Source organism: uncultured Tateyamaria sp., from assembly GCF_947503705.1.
Taxonomy (GTDB): domain Bacteria; phylum Pseudomonadota; class Alphaproteobacteria; order Rhodobacterales; family Rhodobacteraceae; genus Tateyamaria.
This window is the reverse complement of sequence record NZ_CANNES010000001.1, coordinates 382,663-399,221: the sequence shown is the minus strand read 5'-3', so window position 1 is coordinate 399,221 and position 16,559 is coordinate 382,663. Positions and strand designations below refer to the sequence as shown.

Genomic DNA, 16,559 nt, shown 5'->3' with positions numbered 1-16,559 from the left:
AAGGTGGATCATGACCCGTACCCACCGCCTGTTTCAATTGATGCAAAGCCTGCGTCGCCTGCCACCACCCGTGACCGCCCAGTCGCTGGCCTACGAGATGGATGTGTCACTGCGCACGATCTACAGGGACATTGACGAATTGCGCGGCCTTGGAGCGGTGATCGATGGGGAAGCTGGATTTGGCTTTACCCTGATCGAGGACGCGTCGCTGCCACCATTGGGGTTCGAGAATGACGAGTTGGAGGCGCTGGTTCTGGGCCTGCGTGATGTGGCGGTGATCGCTGATCCGGCGCTGGCCAAGGCGGCAACCTCTGCGCTGGCCAAGATCCAGGCCCGGGTGCCGCCCGCGCAAGCGCACCGGTTGAAACATGCGGTGCTGGATGCGCGTCGCTATTGGCGGCCCGAACCGCCGCGCATTGACGTGGGCGTGTTGCGGCAGGCGGCCTGGGATGAGGTCAGCGTGCGCTTTGCCTATGAGGACGGGAAGGGGGCCCAGACCGAACGGGGCGTGAAACCCCTGGGCATCGTTTACATGGACAACACCAACGTGCTGTTGGCCTGGTGCCACTTGCGCCGCGATTTTCGGATGTTCCGGCTGGACCGGATGGACGACCTGATCGTGACCGAAGACAGTTTTCGCCCGCATCGTGTGTCTCTCTTGCGGGATTATCTGGAACGCATTCGGGCCGAGGTGCATCTGGCAAAGGACCGCCCTCCCTCTGATTGAGTGCTTTCTTGGTTTGGCAATTGTCGCTAAACTAGAAACAACGCGGGACAAGCGATCATGAGGCGAGCAATGGTAAGTTTTGTAAGGCTGGCAGCGGCGTGCGCTGCTGTTTTGGTAATACAGTTTGGCGATCTGCGGGCCCAAGAGCAGAGTTTGCGCCCCGAATTGCGTCCCAACTGGGACGCCACGACGCGCGCGCCTGCGATGCCTGTTTTGGTCGCGGCAACCGCTTCCTCTGTTCTACGCCCGCAATTGCGACCTTTGGCCGTCGCGGAACCTGCACCGCCTTTGGTGCAGAAAACGGCGGCCGATGCCGGATTTCAGCGTTGGATCAAAGCGTTCCGGGGCCGCGCCTTGGCACAGGGGATCAGTGGAGGCACTTTTGACCGCGCCTTTCGTGGTGTCCGGTATGACCCGGATGTGATCAAGCGAGATCGCAACCAGTCCGAGTTCACCAAGACGATCTGGGAATACCTGGACAGTGCCGCGTCGGACACCCGCGTGAAGAACGGCAAAAGCGCCTTGCGCAAGCATCGTCGCAAGCTGGAAGCCATTGAGGCGAAGTACGGCGTCGACAAAGAGGTTGTGGTCGCGGTTTGGGGTCTGGAAAGCGCCTATGGCAGTTTCAAGGGCAGCAATGATGTGGTTCAGAGCCTTGCAACCCTTGCCTATGACGGCCGCCGCGGCCGCTTTTTTGAGCAGCAGTTGATCGCGGCGCTCAAGATTTTGCAGAATGGTGATACGTCACCCCGTAACATGACCGGCAGTTGGGCGGGGGCCATGGGCCACACGCAGTTTATTCCGACCTCGTACCTAGCCTATGCCGTGGATTTCACGGGCGATGGCAAGCGGGATATCTGGTCGGATGATCCCAGCGATGCATTGGCCTCGACAGCCGCTTATCTTGCCCGCTTTGGCTGGGTCAAAGGGCAGCCTTGGGGCGTTGAGGTGAAATTGCCCCGTGGCTTCAACTATGCGCTGGCGAACCGCAAGACCAAGAAAAGCCCGGGCCAATGGGCGCAGCTGGGTGTTGTTGGTGTGAACGGGCAGGCGGTGCCGAACTATGGCACGGCGTCTATCCTGTTGCCTGCGGGCGGGCAGGGTGCCGCGTTCATGATCTTCAAGAACTTTGGCGTGATTGAGCGATACAACACGGCAGATGCTTATGTCATCGGGGTTGGTCATCTCAGCGATCGGATCAAGGGCGGGCCCGAGATCAAGGCGCGCTGGCCGCGCGGCGACCGTGCCCTGACATTCTCTGAGCGCAAGGAAATGCAGCGCCGTTTGACGGCGCAGGGGTTCAGCACGCAGGGTGTGGATGGCAAGATTGGCCCTAAGACGATTGAGGCCGTGCGCGCGTTTCAACGCTCGGAAGGATTGGCACCTGATGGCTATGCGTCGCTGAGCCTGTTGAAAAAACTGCGCTGATCCGAAGGACGCGCGTTCGCGCGACACTATTGTTTAGGGGGCTCTGCCCCCGCCTTCGGCTCCCCCGGGATATCTTTGGCCAAAAGAAGAGTTAGCCGGGGGACATGCCGCGCAGTTTTTCGCTGCGCCGACGTAGGAGTTCCACGACTGTCAGCAGCGCTATGGAGATGATCACCAGCAGTGTTGCCACAGCGAGGATCGTTGGGCTGATCTGTTCGCGCAGGCCGGTGAACATTTGCCAAGGCAGTGTTTTTTGACCCGCTGAGCCGACAAACAGCACCACAACCACCTCGTCAAAGGACGTGATGAAGGCAAAGAGGCCGCCCGAGATCACGCCGGGCAGGATCAGGGGCATTTGCACCCGGAAGAATGTCGTGACCGGGTTGGCGCCCATATTGGCCGCCGCCCGTGTGAGCGAGCGGTCAAAACCCACAAGCGTGGCGGTGACTGTGATGATAACAAAGGGGATGCCAAGGACGGCATGGGCCAGAATGACCTTGATGTAGCCTACAAAGTTCTTGTCCAGCCCCAGGTTGCTTTCCATCCAGTTGCCAAGCGAAGAGTAGAAGAAGAACATGCCTGTGGCCGAGATGATCAATGGGACAATCATGGGCGAGATCAGAATGGCCATGATCGTCCCTTTGAAGGGCACGTGGCTTTGGCTGAGGCCGATCGCGGCGAGCGTCCCAAGGCTGACCGAGATGATCGTCGCGATAGGTGCGATGATGAGCGAGTTTTTCAGGCTGCGCTGCCATTCTGCGTTGGTAAAGAAGTCTTCGTAGTGTTTGAGGCTGTAGCCCGCCGGATCAAGCCGCAGCATTTCCGGCGTGAAGGTAAAGAAGTCCTGCGAGTTGAACGACAAAGGCATGACCACCAGGATCGGCGTGATCAGAAAGATGAAGATCAGCGCACAGATGACCCGGAAAGTGTAATACCAGACCCGCTGGCCGAACGTTGCATATGGAGGAAGTCCCATGGTCGTTATCCCAGCTTGACGTTATCGATGCCCACGATCCGATCGTAGGCCCAGTAGAGAATGAGCACCGCCGCCAGCAGGATAGACCCGAGTGCGGCTGCCAGCCCCCAATTGAGCGATGACGAGATGTGATAGGCGATCCGGTTGGAGATGAAGACACCTTTGGTGCCACCCACGATTTCCGGAGTGATGTAGTACCCGATGGCGAGGATGAAGACGAGGATAGACCCCGCCCCGATGCCCGGCACCGATTGCGGGAAATAGACCCTCCAGAAGGCCGTCCAGTTCGTGGCGCCCAAGCTTTTGGCCGCGCGCAGATAGCTGGGCGGGATGGTCTGCATCACCGAATACATTGGCAGGATCATGAAGGGCAGCAGGATATGCGTCATGGCTACGATTGTACCGAACTGGTTGTTGATCATGATCAACCGTTCCGCGTCATCCACGAGGCCAATCCAGACCAGTACGTCGTTGATCACACCCTGTTGTTGCAGCATCACTTTCCATGCCGATGTCCGCACCAGAAGGGATGTCCAGAAGGGCAGCAGAACGAGGATCAGCAAGACGTTGGCCTGCCGCATGGGCAGGTTCGCCAACAGCCACGCGATGGGATAGCCCAACAGGATGCAAGAGCCTGTGATGGCCAGTGACATGATCAGCGTGCGCACGAACAGCGTAAGCAGGATCTGTTTGTCCTCGGGTTGCCAGGCGATCCCTTCGGGCGTCTTTTGCGCATCGACCGCGTTCAGGAAATAGCCCGAAGTGTAGATGCCGGAATGGGTTTGAATGGTTTGCCACGGTGTGGCGGTTGCCCAATCCTCGTCCATATCGGCAAAGAAACCCGCGAAGGTGGGCATTTCGATATTTGCGGCCTGAAGTTCGGTCAGCAAATCAACGGCGGGACCATTGAGGCCAGACAGATCGGCGGTTTTCAGGTCGTGGACAAGGGCCACGGGCAAGGCTTCCCATGGATCGGTGGTGGCGGGGTCCTTGCCGTCTTGGGTCGCGGTGTAGACGGCCCAGGCTGTATAGGCGCGTGTGGCGGTGGGCAGTGCCTGTGCCATTGCGGCGCTTGGCGCAAAGTTGACGTCGCCACTGGCGGGGCCGTCCGTCAAGGCAGCCACCCGGTTGCGCTGCACCTGTAGCAATTGTGTATCGGCGCTGTCTGTGCCCGCGTCAAAGATGCTGTACCAGGTTTCGCCGTCCTTCCACGCCGCATTCAGGCGGTTCATCGGTTTTTCGATGTCCTTGCCCAGATCGTCGAGCTTGCGCCCAGACTGGCGGAACAGAGACGATACGCCGGTCTGTTCATAGTTCAGACGGGTGCCCAGACGTGTGTGCCGCTTGGCCTCGGCAGCGAGGAACATGTCGAAATACATCGCCTCGAACACCTGTTCGGGGGGCAGATCACCCGTGCTGGCATCCCAATTGGCCAAAGCCTGAACCGTATATGGCAGCGTGTTAGAGACGATATCGTTCTGAACCGACCGAAACAGCATCGATGCGATGGGAAAGATAAAGGTAATCAAGACAAAGATCAGCAGCGGCGCAACCAGCGCCAGCGCGCGCAATTTCTGGCGACGCAGGGCGCGACCAAGGCTGCGTTTCAGAGGCGAGCCATCGGCGGCAAGGACGGGCCCGTTTGCTGCGGTGTCAGCCATTTACGCGCCCTCCACGACGATGATGGTGGAAGTGGCCGTGCGATGGCGGATCTTCATCACTTCTTGGTATTCGGGGTCATTATAGGCGGCCAGTGCAGCCTCATAGGACGGAAATTCAAAGACGACATGGCGGTCATGCTGTTCGCCTTCCATCACCTGGCCCTGTCCGCCGCGTACCAGCGGTACAGCGCCGTGGCTAAGCAGGATGGGCGTGTCCCGGACGACGTACTCTTTGTACGCTTCGGGATCGTTCACGGTGATGTGGCCGATGATGTAACCTTTGGGCATCGTCGTCTCCGGGTGGTTGAGGGTTGCGGGGCGGATGCATGACGCGCCCCGCAACGAGGTTTTGGGTAAGGCGGGTTTATCCCCGCCCTACGGGATTATTGTGCCAGCCACGCCTGGAATTTGGCGTCGATGTCGTCACGATAGTCGGCCCAGAACTCGTAGTTGTAGAGGAACGTGTTCTTGGCGTTCTCTGGGTCGGTTGGCATATGTGGCGCCATGTCGATGCCCAGTTCTGCGTGCTGACCGACCAGAGGGGCGGAGGATGCACGTGCAGGACCGTAAGAGATCCACTTGGCCTGATCCGCCAGACGCTGGGTGTCTGTGGCGAACATGATGTAGTCCAGCGCACGGGCCTGACGCTCGGGCGACAGACCTGTTGGGATGATCCAACCGTCAAGGTCGAACACCTGCGCGTCCCAGAGCATGGCGACGGGCTGGTTCTGCTCTTCGATGACCGAGAACAGGCGACCGTTATAGGTCGAGCCCATCACAACTTCGCCGTCTGCCAGCAACTGCGGCGTGTCCGCACCAGCCGACCACCAGATCACGTCGTCTTTGATGGTTGCCAGCTTGTCGAGGGCCTGTTGCTGACCTTCGTCTGTTTCCAGCACGTCATACACGTCGTCTTTGGCCACGCCGTCACAGATCAGAGCCCATTCCATGTTGTTGATGGGGCGCTTTTCCAGCGAACGCTTGCCGGGATAGGCTTCGGTGTCGAAGACCGCACAAACGGAAGTGGGAGGCGTGTCGCCAACCAGGTCGGTGCGATAGCCGAATGTGGTCGAATAGACGATCTGCGGGATGAAGCAGTCGGAGACCAGCAGGTCGCCAAAGTCTTCGGAGGCAGGCGTGCCATCAGGCGCTGCGGCCAGCTGCGTGTCGGCATCGATTTCCATCGCCAGACCTTCGTCGCACAGGCGGATCGCGTCAGCGGCCACAACGTCAACGACGTCCCATGTGACGTTGCCCGCTTCGTTCATGGCGCGCAGTTTCGCCACGGCCTCGGCCGAGCTGTCATCGTTGATGATGGTGACGCCTGTCATTTCCGAATAGGGGTCGTGATAGGCGTTTTTTTGCGACGCGGAATAGGCGCCGCCCCACGATACGATAGTCATTTCGCTGGCCATGTGGCCATCGGCTGAGACCATGCCGGCGGCGACGGTCAAGGCGGTTGTCGCCATGAGTGTTTTGGTGAGTTTCATAACTCTTCTCCCACTGTTTAAGCCCGGGTTGGTTCTACAGGACGGTGACACGGGCATCACACGCGTCCCTTTACGCATCGCGCCCGGAGTGTGCGGGCGCGAAGTGTTTCATGCGTCAAGTGCGCGGCAATCTTCGGCCATCCAGCCGATCTCGATCTGTTCGCCGGGTTTCAGGCGGGCCTGATCCGGGGCGTTCCGCGTTTTGATGATAAAGTCATCTACGCCCGCAACGCGCAACCGCGTGCGGAATATGTCGCCCATGTATACGAACTCAAGCACTTCGGCCTTGAGGGTATGGGCGTCGGGATTGAGGCGATCCTTGTTCATCTCGACCCGCTCGGGGCGGATGGACACGCGGGTTCGCTCGCCTGGTTTGCTGACGTTGATGGGCTTGGCGTCAATGATGTCACCGCCGTCAAGCTGCACAAGGGCCACGCCGTTGTTGATCTCTTTGACCACACCATCAAGCGTGTTGTTTTCACCGATGAACTGGGCGACGAAGCTGTTTTGCGGCTCTTCATAGAGCTTGTCTGGTGGGGCCAATTGCTGAATGCGGCCATCGTCAAAGACGGCGACGCGGTCGGACATGGTCAGCGCTTCGGTCTGGTCGTGGGTCACGTAGACGGTTGTGATACCCAGATCGTGGGCAAGCCGCGTAATCTCGAATTGCAGGGTTTCGCGCAACTGCTTGTCGAGAGCGCCAAGGGGTTCGTCCATCAGGACCAGTTCAGGCTCAAACACCAGAGCGCGGGCCAGTGCGATCCGCTGTTGCTGACCACCGGATAGTTGCGTCGGACGGCGACCAGCGAAATCCTGCATCTGGACCATGCCCAGAGCGCGCATGATCTTTTCCTCGCGCTCGGACTTGCCCATTTTGCGCACTTCCAGGGGAAAGCTGAGGTTTTCGGCCACGGTCATGTGTGGAAACAGGGCGTAGTTCTGGAACACCATGCCAATGCCGCGCTTGTGCGGCGGGATGTTGTTGATCGACACGCCATCCAGGCGGATATCACCATGGGTTGCCGTTTCGAACCCGGCCAGCATCATCAGGCAGGTCGTCTTGCCTGAGCCGGAGGGCCCAAGCATCGTGAGGAACTCGCCTTGCGGCAGTGAAAGGTTGAGGTCTTTGACAACGAGCGTTTCGCCATCATAGCTTTTCTGCACGCGCTCGAATTCGACGAACGCCTGTTTGGTCGCACTATCAGCCAAAGGTGGCTCCCCATTTTATCCCAGCGGTGGTCCGCTTTGTTACGCATATGTAAAACGGCACATCGTCCGCATTGCAACCGGCTTGCCCCGAATCCGGGGTTTGATTGTGCAATCTGGTCGATTTCACTGCAATTTCAGGCTTCTTTGGGTCAAATGGCTGCAACCAGCAGGAGGGAACGATGGGAATCAAGGATTTGCCGTTTGCCAGAACAGAGTATTCCGCGCGGCTGAAAAAGGTACGACATGCCATGGCGGCGCGCGATATTACCTGCCTTTTTGTCACCGACCCGTCGAACATGGCCTGGCTGACGGGCTATGATGGATGGTCTTTTTACGTTCACCAAGGGGTCGTCGTCACCCATGATACCGGTCCGCTTTGGTGGGGCCGGATGCAGGACAAGGCGGGCGCGCTGCGCACTGTTTGGATGGATGATGATCGCGTCGCGGGATATGCCGAACACTTCATCCAGACCACCGACTGCCACCCGATGGAGGACCTGGCGCAATATCTGGGCGGTCGGGTCGGCGTCGAAATGGAGAATTATTACTACTCCGCCAAGGCACACGCCGTGCTGGCCCAGGCAGGGGTGGACATGGTTGACGCAACTGCGCTGGTGAACTGGTGCCGGGCCGTGAAATCGGACGCCGAGATCTGGTTCATGCGCAAAGCGGCCCGCATTTCCGAGGCTGTGGTCGACGGAATGGCCGAACGTATCGCCCCCGGCGTGCCCAAGAACGAGGTGGTGGCAGACGCCTTTCGCGATGCTATCCGGGGTGTGGGCGATGATTGGGGGGATTACCCGGCTATTGTCCCGCTTGTGCCCTCGGGCGCGGATGCTGCCGCCCCGCATCTGACGTGGGACGGCCGCCCATTCGTCGAGGGCGAGGCGACCACAATCGAGATTGCAGGCTGCTATCGCCGTTACCACGCGCCTCTATGCCGGTCTGTATTTTTGGGAACGCCCCCAGATGAGATGAAGCGGGCAGAGGGCGCAATCCTTGAGGGATTGGAGGCAGGGATCAATGCCGCGCGCGCGGGCAACCGCACTTGTGACGTAGCAGAGGCGTTGAATGGCGCGATGCGCAAGATCGGCATCGAGCGCACGCCACGCTGCGGCTATCCCATCGGTCTCAGCTATCCGCCAGATTGGGGCGAGCGGACGATGTCGTTTCGCGCCACCGATCAGACGGTGCTTGAGCCAAACATGACGTTTCACTTCATGCCTGGCCTTTGGATGGACGGCTGGGGGCTGGCCATTACGGAAAGCATCCGCATCACCGATAGTGGGGCCGCCGAGTGCCTTGCTGATCGACCCAGGGGTATAATTGTAAAGACCTGAGGGGGCCCGTCTGCCCCCCGGCTTCGCCTCCCCCCGAGGATTCTTGGAGCCAAAAGAAAACAACCAAATATTAAGGTTAATGCGTTGGTATGTGGACACGGTACAGGCGGGGACGCCGATGGCCGTGCCAGAAGAAGAAAAACTTCTTTGTTTTGGGAGGCATCTTAAACGGTGTCTCCCATATTCTTTTGGCCCTAAATATCCCGGGGAGTGTGAGGGGCTGGCCCCTCACGGCAGAACAGACAACTCACGCGGCCGGTTTGAGCATGTCACCGTCTTTCAACTGCGCGTAGCATTCGTCTAGTGCCAGGCGCGCGCGTTTACCCATCTCTACAATCTCGTCAGGATTGATCACAAGCGGGGGCGAGATCACCATGCGATCATAGACGTGGCGCATGATCAGGTTGTTGGCAAAGCAACGCTCGCGGCACATGAAGCCAGCGGTGCCCGCATCCATTGCGAATTTTGCGCGGCTTTCCTTGTGGGGCGTCAGCGCAAGCGAACCCATCATGCCGGTGATCGTTGTCTCGCCCACCAACGGGTGATCATTCAAGCTATGCCACATCTCGGCCAGGGCCGGTGCCGCCACGTCGCGAACATGGTCGATCACGTGTTCTTCCTCGAGGATGCGCAGGTTTTCCAAAGCCACGGCAGAGGCCACAGGGTGCCCGGAATAGGTGTAGCCGTGGTTGAATTCGCCCGAGCCGATCACCTCGGCCACCTCGTCACAAACAATCGAGCCACCAATGGGCTGGTAGCCAGAGCTGAGGCCCTTGGCGATCGTCATGATGTGCGGTTTGATCCCGAGCGTCTGTGAACCAAACCAATTGCCGGTGCGACCGAAACCGCAAATGACCTCATCCGCGATCAGCAGGATCTCGTACTTGTCGCAGATGCGTTGGATTTCCGGCCAGTAGGTGCTGGGCGGGATGATCACGCCGCCCGCCCCCTGGATCGGCTCGGCAATAAACGCGGCGATGCGGTCCTCGCCATGGGAGAGAATCGCCTGCTCCAACTCCTGAGCGCGGGCGTGCCCGAAATCTTCGGGCGTCATGTCGCCCCCTTCGGCCCACCAGTTGGGTTGATTGATGTGGTGGATGTCGGGGATGGGCAGGCCACCTTGTTCGTGCATGGGCGTCATGCCCCCCAAAGACCCGGACCCGACGGACGACCCGTGATAGGCGTTCTTGCGGCTGATGATCACAGTTTTGGTCGGCTTGCCCTTGATCGCCCAATAGGTGCGGACCATGCGGATGTTGGTGTCGTTCGCCTCGGACCCGGATCCGGCAAAGAACACGTGATTCAGATCACCTGGGGCCAGTTCCGCGATCTTTTGGGCCAGGGCAATCGCGGGGACGTGGGTCGTTTGGAAAAACGTGTTGTAATAAGGCAATTCGCGCATTTGCCGGGCGGCCACATCCGCCAGTTCGCCCCGGCCATAGCCGATGTTCACGCACCAGAGGCCCGCCATACCGTCCAGAATTTCGTTGCCCTCACTGTCATGCAGATACACGCCCTTGGCCCGGGTGATGACCCGCGCTCCTTTGGCTGCCAATTCGCCCCCGGCGGTAAAGGGGTGCATGTGATGCGCCGCGTCCAGCGCTTGCAGCTCGGACGTGGGCAGGTGGTTGGTGATTGCGGGCATGGAAACCTCTGAGATTTGAACGTGCCGAGAATATGAGCATCGCGCGCGCCGTCAATGCGCCAACTGCGATGCCGCTGGACGCCCGTCAAAAAACTTGGTTTCATAATGGCGGACCCGGAAAAACCGGGCGTGTTACGGGAGTACACCATGAAGAAGATGATGCTGAGCACCGTTGCAATCGTTGCCCTGACCGGGGCTGCGCTTGCCGATGAGGTGCGCGTTTACAACTGGTCTGATTATATCGACGAGGAACTGCTGACAAAATTCGAGGAAGAGACGGGTCTTGACCTGATCTATGACGTTTTTGACAGCAACGAAGTGTTGGAGACCAAGATGCTGGCCGGGTCGTCCGGTTACGATGTTGTTGTGCCATCCGGCACCTTCCTGCAACGCCAGATCAGCGCGGGGGCGTTCCAGAAACTGGACGTGAGCCAGCTGCCCAATGCCGAAAACCTGTGGGATGTGGTCGAGGCGCGTACGGCGCAATACGACCCCGACAACGCCTATTCGATCAACTATATGTGGGGCACCACCGGGATCGGCGTGAACGTGGGCAAGGTTCAGGAAATCCTGGGCGCGGATGCGCCGCTTGGCTCGCTTGAGCTGATCTTTAACCCCGCCAACATGGAAAAGTTGCAAGCCTGCGGCGTGCATTTCTTGGATGCCCCAACCGAGATGATCCCGGCGGCGCTGAAGTTCATTGGCGAAGACCCCGACAGCCATGACCCCGAGGTCATTGCCAAGGCCGAGCCGATCCTGACTGGTGTGGCCCCTTATGTGCAGAAATTCCACAGCTCGGAATATATCAACGCGCTGGCCAATGGTGACATCTGCGTGGCCTTTGGCTGGTCCGGCGATATCCTTCAGGCCCGCGACCGGGCGGCAGAAGCCGAGAACGGCGTAGAAATCGCCTATAACGCGCCCAGCGAAGGTGCGCTGATGTGGTTTGACCAAATGGCCATTCCCGCGGATGCCCCGAACCCAGAAGGCGCACACAAATTCCTGAACTTTATCATGGATGCGCAGAACATGGCGCAGGCGTCGAACTACGTGTACTACGCCAACGGCAATGCCGCCTCCAAGGAGTTTCTGGTCGAGGATGTGATCGGTGATCCGGCGATTTACCCCGACGAGGCAACGCTGGAAAACCTGTACACGACCACGCCTTATCCGGCTCGCGTTCAACGGACTGTGACGCGCATGTGGACCAAGGTCAAATCGGGCACCTAAGCCCCGATCTCTGGGCGCGAGGGACCCCTCGCGCCCATCTCATTTTGAACGGAATTCCCCTTGGCAGAGACTGTTTTCGCCCCCTGGGACGACCCGGACGCCAAACCGCTCATCCGGTTTCGCAACGTGACCAAACGCTTTGGCGACTTCACAGCCATTGATGATTTGACGCTGGATATATTTGCGCAGGAATTCTTTGCCCTGTTGGGTCCATCGGGCTGTGGCAAGACAACGATGATGCGTATGCTGGCCGGGTTTGAAAACCCCACTGAGGGTGCCATTGAACTGGCTGGTCAGGACATCGCAGGCGTGCCCCCGAACAAGCGGGCGGTGAACATGATGTTCCAGTCCTATGCCTTGTTTCCGCATCTGTCTGTCTGGGAAAATATCGCCTTTGGTTTGAGGCGCGAAAGCCGTGACAAAGGCGCGATTTCGGCCCGGGTCGAAGAGATGCTCAAGCTTACCCGGCTTGAGAAGTTCGCCAAGCGCAAACCGCATCAGATTTCCGGTGGCCAGCGCCAGCGCGTGGCCCTCGCTCGGTCCCTGGCCAAAGCGCCCAAGCTGCTGTTGCTTGATGAGCCACTGGGCGCACTGGATGCCAAATTGCGCGAGGCGACGCAGTTCGAACTGATGGATATTCAGGAAAAGACCGGTACCACTTTTGTCATCGTTACTCATGACCAGGAAGAGGCAATGACCGTGGCCAGTCGTGTGGCCGTAATGGACGAGGGGCGGATCATGCAGGTGGCGACGCCAGAGCATATCTATGAGGCCCCGCAAAGCGTCTATGTCGCGGATTTTATCGGGGACGTAAACATCATCCGCGGTACGACCAAAGCCGCAGGAGAGGACCGTTACCAAATCAACTGGGCCGATGGGCACAGCCCCCTTCACGCTGTCAGCAACCGACCTTTTTCCGATGGCCAGAATTGTCATCTGGCGATCCGCCCGGAAAAAGTGTCGATCCACTCCGGACAGCCGCAAGCCGACAATGCGGTGCAGGGCAAAGTGCTTGATATCGCCTATCTCGGGAACCTCAGTACCTATCACGTGGAACTCGCCAGCGGTGAGATTATCAAGGCACAAGTCGCCAACACCCGCCGGATCTCGCGCCGTGATTTCACCTGGGAAGACCCGGTCTGGATCAGCTGGACAGAAACCGCCGGAGTGCTTTTGGACCAATGAAGCGCGGCGTTCTCATAGCGGTACCATATGTCTGGCTGCTGGCGCTGTTTCTGATTCCGTTTGCGGTCGTTTTCAAAATCTCGCTGTCTGACATTGCGCTGGCCATTCCGCCCTATACGCCCACGGCGAAAGACGGCATCTGGAACATGCTCACGCAGCTGGATTTCGAGAATTTTGTCTTTCTGACCCAAGATGATCTGTATTGGAAAGCTTATCTGAGCTCGCTCCAGATCGCGTTGATTTCGACCATTCTGACGCTCATGGTCGGCTATCCGATGGCTTACGCGATGGCCCGCGCGCCCGAACAATGGCGGCCCACCTTGCTCATGCTGGTCATTCTGCCGTTCTGGACGTCGTTTCTGATCCGGGTCTATGCGTGGATCGGCATCCTGTCGACCGAAGGGTTCCTGAATCAGTTCCTGATGTGGACTGGTATCGTCGGTGAACCGCTGACCATCCTGAACACCAATACTGCGGTCTATATTGGCATCGTTTACACCTATCTTCCGTTTATGATCCTGCCGATCTATTCGGCTTTGGACCGGCTGGACGGGTCACTGATCGAAGCGGCCGAAGATTTGGGTTGTTCCCGGCTCAAAGCCTTCTGGCTGGTCACCATCCCGCTGTCGAAAAACGGCATCATCGCGGGCTGTTTTCTCGTGTTTATCCCGGCGCTGGGCGAATTCGTGATTCCCTCGCTCTTGGGTGGGTCGGGCACTTTAATGATCGGTAAGGTCCTGTTCGAAGAGTTCTTTTCCAACCGCGATTGGCCTGTCGCCTCAGCTGTTGCAGTGATCCTGCTGCTGATCCTGATCATCCCCATCGTGCTCTTCCAACGCAACGAACAACGCCAGGCGGAGGCCGAGGGATGAACCGCCTCAGTCCCTTCAATGTCGTTTCGCTGACCCTGGGGTTCGTGTTCCTCTACGTGCCGATGCTGATCCTTGTGATCTACAGCTTTAATGAATCCAAACTGGTGACGGTCTGGGCCGGGTTTTCGACGAAGTGGTATGGCGAGTTGTTGGCCAATGACGCATTTCTTGATGCGGCTTGGGTGACCCTGAAAGTCGCCGTGCTGTCGTCGACAATCGCCACCATCCTCGGCACGATGGCAGCCTATGTGCTGGTGCGCGGCGGGCGGTTCTTTGGCCGGACCCTGTTTTCTGGAATGATCTATGCCCCGCTGGTGATGCCCGAAGTGATCACTGGTCTGTCGCTCTTGCTGCTGTTTATCGGGATTGGGCTGGATCGCGGTGTGCTGACCATTGTGCTGGCACATACGACCTTCTCTATGTGTTTTGTGTCGGTCGTGGTGTCGTCGCGGCTGATGACCTTCGATCAATCACTCGAAGAGGCGGCACTTGACCTCGGGGCCTCGCCGTTTGAGGCGTTCCGTCTGATCACTCTGCCGATTATTGCGCCTGCGGTCATTTCTGGCTGGCTCTTGGCATTCACGCTCAGCCTTGATGATCTGGTCATTGCGTCTTTCACCTCCGGTCCGTCCGCCACGACTTTGCCAATGAAAATCTGGTCGTCTGTTCGCCTCGGCGTCAGTCCCGAGATCAATGCGCTCAGCACGATTCTGATCGGGTTGGTGACGGTTGGCGTGATTGCGGCATCACTGGCCAGCAAACAGGCGGCCCTTCGCGCCAAACGGGACGAGCAACAGGCCGCGCGCACCGCATGAAGCGCATCTTTTCCGACTATGCCTATGGTGAAGGTCCCCGTGACGGGTGCTGGTGGGACGAGACCTGTGATTTGCCGCCGCAGCCGGTGCTTGGCGGTGACATCACGTGTGATGTGGCGATCATCGGTGGCGGATTTACGGGCCTGTCCGCTGCATTGCATCTGGCGCAATCCGGCGCATCGGTCGCCCTTATCGAGGCAAAACACATCGGTTGGGGCGCATCCGGGCGCAATGGCGGGTTCTGTTGTCTGGGCGGCGGCAAAGCGTCGGATGCCATGCTTGATCGCCGTTTCGGTAAGGACGGACGATTGGAATGGCGGCGCGCTGAACGTGCCGCAGTCGAGCTGGTTGGCGCGCTGATTGATATGTACGGCTGGGATGTTGACCGCCATTCAAGGGGTGAAACCCTGTTGGCACATCGGCCGCGGGATGTGGCTGCGTTAGAGGCCGAAGCGGAAAAAGTGGCCGAGAATTACGGGGTGACAGCCGAACTCATCGCCAGTGATCAGTTGCGTCCCCTAGGAATGAGGGGGCCCTTTCATGGTGCGTTGACCACGCCGGTCGGGTTCGGGCTGAACCCGCGCAAATATCTGCGCGGGCTTTTGGATGCGACGCTGCGCGCAAGGGCGCAGGTGTTCGAGCGCAGTACTGTGGTGGCCATTGACGGCCCGGTTGTTACGACTGATCAAGGCAGGGTGCGTGCTGAACGGATCATTCTGGCGACCAACGGTTATTCCAGCGAGGATCTGCCGCGCTGGATGGCCGCGCGCTATATGCCGACGCAATCGACTGTGATGGTTACCCGGCCACTGACCGATGACGAGATTGCGGCGCAGGGCTGGCACATAGATCAGATGGCCTATGATACCCGCAATCTCTTGCACTATTTCCGCTTGATGCCGGATCGCCGTTTCCTGATCGGGATGCGCGGCGGGCTAAGGTCGTCTGAGTGTGCGGAGGTGCAGGCGCGCGCTGCGGTTGTTCGTGACTTCCAACGCATGTTTCCGGCCTGGGCGCACGTGGATGTCACGCATTGCTGGTCTGGTTTCGTGTGTCTGACAAGGGATCAAATGCCATTTGTCGGCCCGGTGCCCGGTCATCCACACTTGCTGGCGGGCTTTGCTTTCCACGGCAATGGTGTTGCCATGGGCAGCTTTGCGGGCCGCACCCTGGCCGACTTGGCACAAGGGCAGACGCCAGCGTTATATCCAAAAGCCGTGCAGCGGCCTGTGGCGCGGTTTCCATTAGGCCAATTCCGCCGTGCGATCATGCCACCGGTCTATGCGGCCCTCGGGCTGAGGGACAGGTGCGGTTAGGTCACGGGCGGCTCGCGCAGGCCCGCGACATTGTTGGCCAGGATCATGTAGCCACTTTCCAACACCAACAGAGTTGTACCGTTTTCGATGCGCGCTTCGGTGACGCGGGAATAGGACATTGCGGGTTCGGTCACCAGGATTTCACCATTTGCACTGCTCTCGATCTGGAAGGTGTATTCGCCGTGAGGCAAGGGCACGCCGTCATCGTCAAGGCCCGTCCATTCAAAGGGTTCCGCGCCCGTTGGCATCGGCACGCGCTGAACCTCATTGCCCTGTTCATCATTCACGATCAGTACGACGGTGTCGGCAGTGATTGGTGGATTGGGCGCAATTGTAACCGAATCCCCCTCAAATTGTGCGGGGCCTGTGACCAACGCCTCCATTCCAATCCAGTTTGCCGCGCTGGACATATCGCTGGTGCCAAGGTTGAACAGCAACTGTTCCATCAGATCGTTTGTTGTGACCTGTTGTTCGACCATCGAAAACTGCGCCAGCTGGGCGGCATATTCCGAGTTGTCCATAGGTTCGAGGGGATCCTGATACTGCGCTTGTGCCGTCAACATTTGCAGAAACACTTCGAAATCAGAGCTGAGCACGCTGCTGCTTGCTGCGGCAGCAGATTGGGATGTGGTATTCGCGCTGGGTGCGATCTGGTTCAGTTCCAT

Annotated in this window: 14 protein-coding genes and 1 pseudogene; 8 read left to right on the top strand and 7 right to left on the bottom strand. The window is 58.9% G+C overall.

What is annotated here, in order from left to right:
- Nucleotides 1-10: 10 nt before the first annotated feature.
- Together Q1A44_RS01975 and Q1A44_RS01970 are read left to right on the top strand one after the other, a co-directional pair.
- Nucleotides 11-727, top strand: a complete 717-nt coding sequence (locus Q1A44_RS01975; protein ID WP_299618809.1) for a YafY family protein — start codon at nt 11-13, stop codon at nt 725-727.
- Nucleotides 728-931: 204 nt separating this feature from the next.
- Nucleotides 932-2,155, top strand: coding sequence for a lytic murein transglycosylase (locus tag Q1A44_RS01970; RefSeq protein WP_299621318.1), 1,224 nt, complete (start codon nt 932-934; stop codon nt 2,153-2,155).
- A 91-nt stretch (nt 2,156-2,246) separates the two neighbouring features.
- On the opposite strand, the pseudogene Q1A44_RS01965 reads toward Q1A44_RS01970, so the two are convergent.
- From Q1A44_RS01965 to Q1A44_RS01945, 5 genes and pseudogenes are all read right to left on the bottom strand, one after another.
- Nucleotides 2,247-3,125, bottom strand: a pseudogene (locus Q1A44_RS01965) (ABC transporter permease); the annotation flags it as partial.
- An 11-nt stretch (nt 3,126-3,136) separates the two neighbouring features.
- A complete protein-coding gene (locus Q1A44_RS01960; RefSeq protein ID WP_299618804.1) occupies nt 3,137-4,792 on the bottom strand; it encodes an ABC transporter permease in 1,656 nt (551 codons plus the stop codon).
- Nucleotides 4,793-5,080 (bottom strand): DUF1330 domain-containing protein, encoded by a 288-nt coding sequence (locus Q1A44_RS01955; RefSeq protein WP_299618801.1) that lies wholly within the window; start codon nt 5,078-5,080, stop codon nt 4,793-4,795. It abuts the gene before it with no gap.
- A gap of 95 nt (nt 5,081-5,175) precedes the next feature.
- Nucleotides 5,176-6,282 carry an extracellular solute-binding protein gene (locus tag Q1A44_RS01950; protein WP_299618796.1) on the bottom strand — a complete coding sequence of 369 codons (1,107 nt, stop codon included), beginning with the start codon at nt 6,280-6,282 and terminating at the stop codon, nt 5,176-5,178.
- Nucleotides 6,283-6,390: 108 nt separating this feature from the next.
- Complete coding sequence (locus Q1A44_RS01945) at nt 6,391-7,491, bottom strand: ABC transporter ATP-binding protein (protein ID WP_299618792.1); 1,101 nt, start codon at nt 7,489-7,491, stop codon at nt 6,391-6,393.
- Between the two features lie 179 nt (nt 7,492-7,670).
- On the opposite strand from Q1A44_RS01945, the gene Q1A44_RS01940 reads away from it, so the two are divergent.
- The gene (locus Q1A44_RS01940) at nt 7,671-8,831 is read left to right on the top strand and encodes a M24 family metallopeptidase (protein ID WP_299618789.1); all 1,161 of its coding nucleotides are present in this window, start codon (nt 7,671-7,673) and stop codon (nt 8,829-8,831) included.
- A 247-nt stretch (nt 8,832-9,078) separates the two neighbouring features.
- Here Q1A44_RS01940 and Q1A44_RS01935 read toward each other — a convergent pair whose 3' ends face one another.
- Entirely contained in the window at nt 9,079-10,476 is a 1,398-nt protein-coding gene (locus Q1A44_RS01935; protein ID WP_299618785.1) for an aspartate aminotransferase family protein, read from the bottom strand.
- A gap of 147 nt (nt 10,477-10,623) precedes the next feature.
- On the opposite strand from Q1A44_RS01935, the gene Q1A44_RS01930 reads away from it, so the two are divergent.
- The 5 genes from Q1A44_RS01930 to Q1A44_RS01910 are packed head-to-tail and all read left to right on the top strand — an operon-like array spanning nt 10,624 to nt 15,894.
- Nucleotides 10,624-11,706, top strand: coding sequence for a polyamine ABC transporter substrate-binding protein (locus tag Q1A44_RS01930; RefSeq protein WP_299618782.1), 1,083 nt, complete (start codon nt 10,624-10,626; stop codon nt 11,704-11,706).
- 60 nt (nt 11,707-11,766) lie between these two features.
- Nucleotides 11,767-12,891, top strand: a complete 1,125-nt coding sequence (locus Q1A44_RS01925) for an ABC transporter ATP-binding protein (protein ID WP_299618779.1) — start codon at nt 11,767-11,769, stop codon at nt 12,889-12,891.
- Complete coding sequence (locus Q1A44_RS01920) at nt 12,888-13,763, top strand: ABC transporter permease subunit (RefSeq protein ID WP_299618776.1); 876 nt, start codon at nt 12,888-12,890, stop codon at nt 13,761-13,763. Before Q1A44_RS01925 ends, Q1A44_RS01920 begins: the two co-directional genes overlap by 4 nt.
- Entirely contained in the window at nt 13,760-14,578 is an 819-nt protein-coding gene (locus Q1A44_RS01915; RefSeq protein ID WP_299618772.1) for an ABC transporter permease subunit, read from the top strand. Before Q1A44_RS01920 ends, Q1A44_RS01915 begins: the two co-directional genes overlap by 4 nt.
- Nucleotides 14,575-15,894, top strand: coding sequence for an FAD-binding oxidoreductase (locus Q1A44_RS01910; protein WP_299618769.1), 1,320 nt, complete (start codon nt 14,575-14,577; stop codon nt 15,892-15,894). Before Q1A44_RS01915 ends, Q1A44_RS01910 begins: the two co-directional genes overlap by 4 nt.
- On the opposite strand, the gene Q1A44_RS01905 is transcribed toward Q1A44_RS01910, so the two are convergent.
- Entirely contained in the window at nt 15,891-16,559 is a 669-nt protein-coding gene (locus tag Q1A44_RS01905; RefSeq protein ID WP_299618765.1) for a flagellar hook capping FlgD N-terminal domain-containing protein, read from the bottom strand. The two genes, Q1A44_RS01910 and Q1A44_RS01905, sit on opposite strands and share 4 nt — an antisense overlap.

Bases quoted from the DNA above. Each gene is read 5' to 3' on its own strand.
- Q1A44_RS01930 (WP_299618782.1), top strand. From the start codon at position 10,624: ATGAAGAAGATGATGCTGAGCACCGTTGCAATCGTTGCCCTGACCGGG.
- Q1A44_RS01910 (WP_299618769.1), top strand. From the start codon at position 14,575: ATGAAGCGCATCTTTTCCGACTATGCCTATGGTGAAGGTCCCCGTGAC.
- Q1A44_RS01905 (WP_299618765.1), bottom strand. From the start codon at position 16,559: ATGGAACTGAACCAGATCGCACCCAGCGCGAATACCACATCCCAATCT.
- Q1A44_RS01950 (WP_299618796.1), bottom strand. From the start codon at position 6,282: ATGAAACTCACCAAAACACTCATGGCGACAACCGCCTTGACCGTCGCC.
- Q1A44_RS01955 (WP_299618801.1), bottom strand. From the start codon at position 5,080: ATGCCCAAAGGTTACATCATCGGCCACATCACCGTGAACGATCCCGAA.
- Q1A44_RS01915 (WP_299618772.1), top strand. From the start codon at position 13,760: ATGAACCGCCTCAGTCCCTTCAATGTCGTTTCGCTGACCCTGGGGTTC.
- Q1A44_RS01940 (WP_299618789.1), top strand. From the start codon at position 7,671: ATGGGAATCAAGGATTTGCCGTTTGCCAGAACAGAGTATTCCGCGCGG.
- Q1A44_RS01970 (WP_299621318.1), top strand. From the start codon at position 932: ATGCCTGTTTTGGTCGCGGCAACCGCTTCCTCTGTTCTACGCCCGCAA.
- Q1A44_RS01960 (WP_299618804.1), bottom strand. From the start codon at position 4,792: ATGGCTGACACCGCAGCAAACGGGCCCGTCCTTGCCGCCGATGGCTCG.
- Q1A44_RS01975 (WP_299618809.1), top strand. From the start codon at position 11: ATGACCCGTACCCACCGCCTGTTTCAATTGATGCAAAGCCTGCGTCGC.
- Q1A44_RS01935 (WP_299618785.1), bottom strand. From the start codon at position 10,476: ATGCCCGCAATCACCAACCACCTGCCCACGTCCGAGCTGCAAGCGCTG.
- Q1A44_RS01920 (WP_299618776.1), top strand. From the start codon at position 12,888: ATGAAGCGCGGCGTTCTCATAGCGGTACCATATGTCTGGCTGCTGGCG.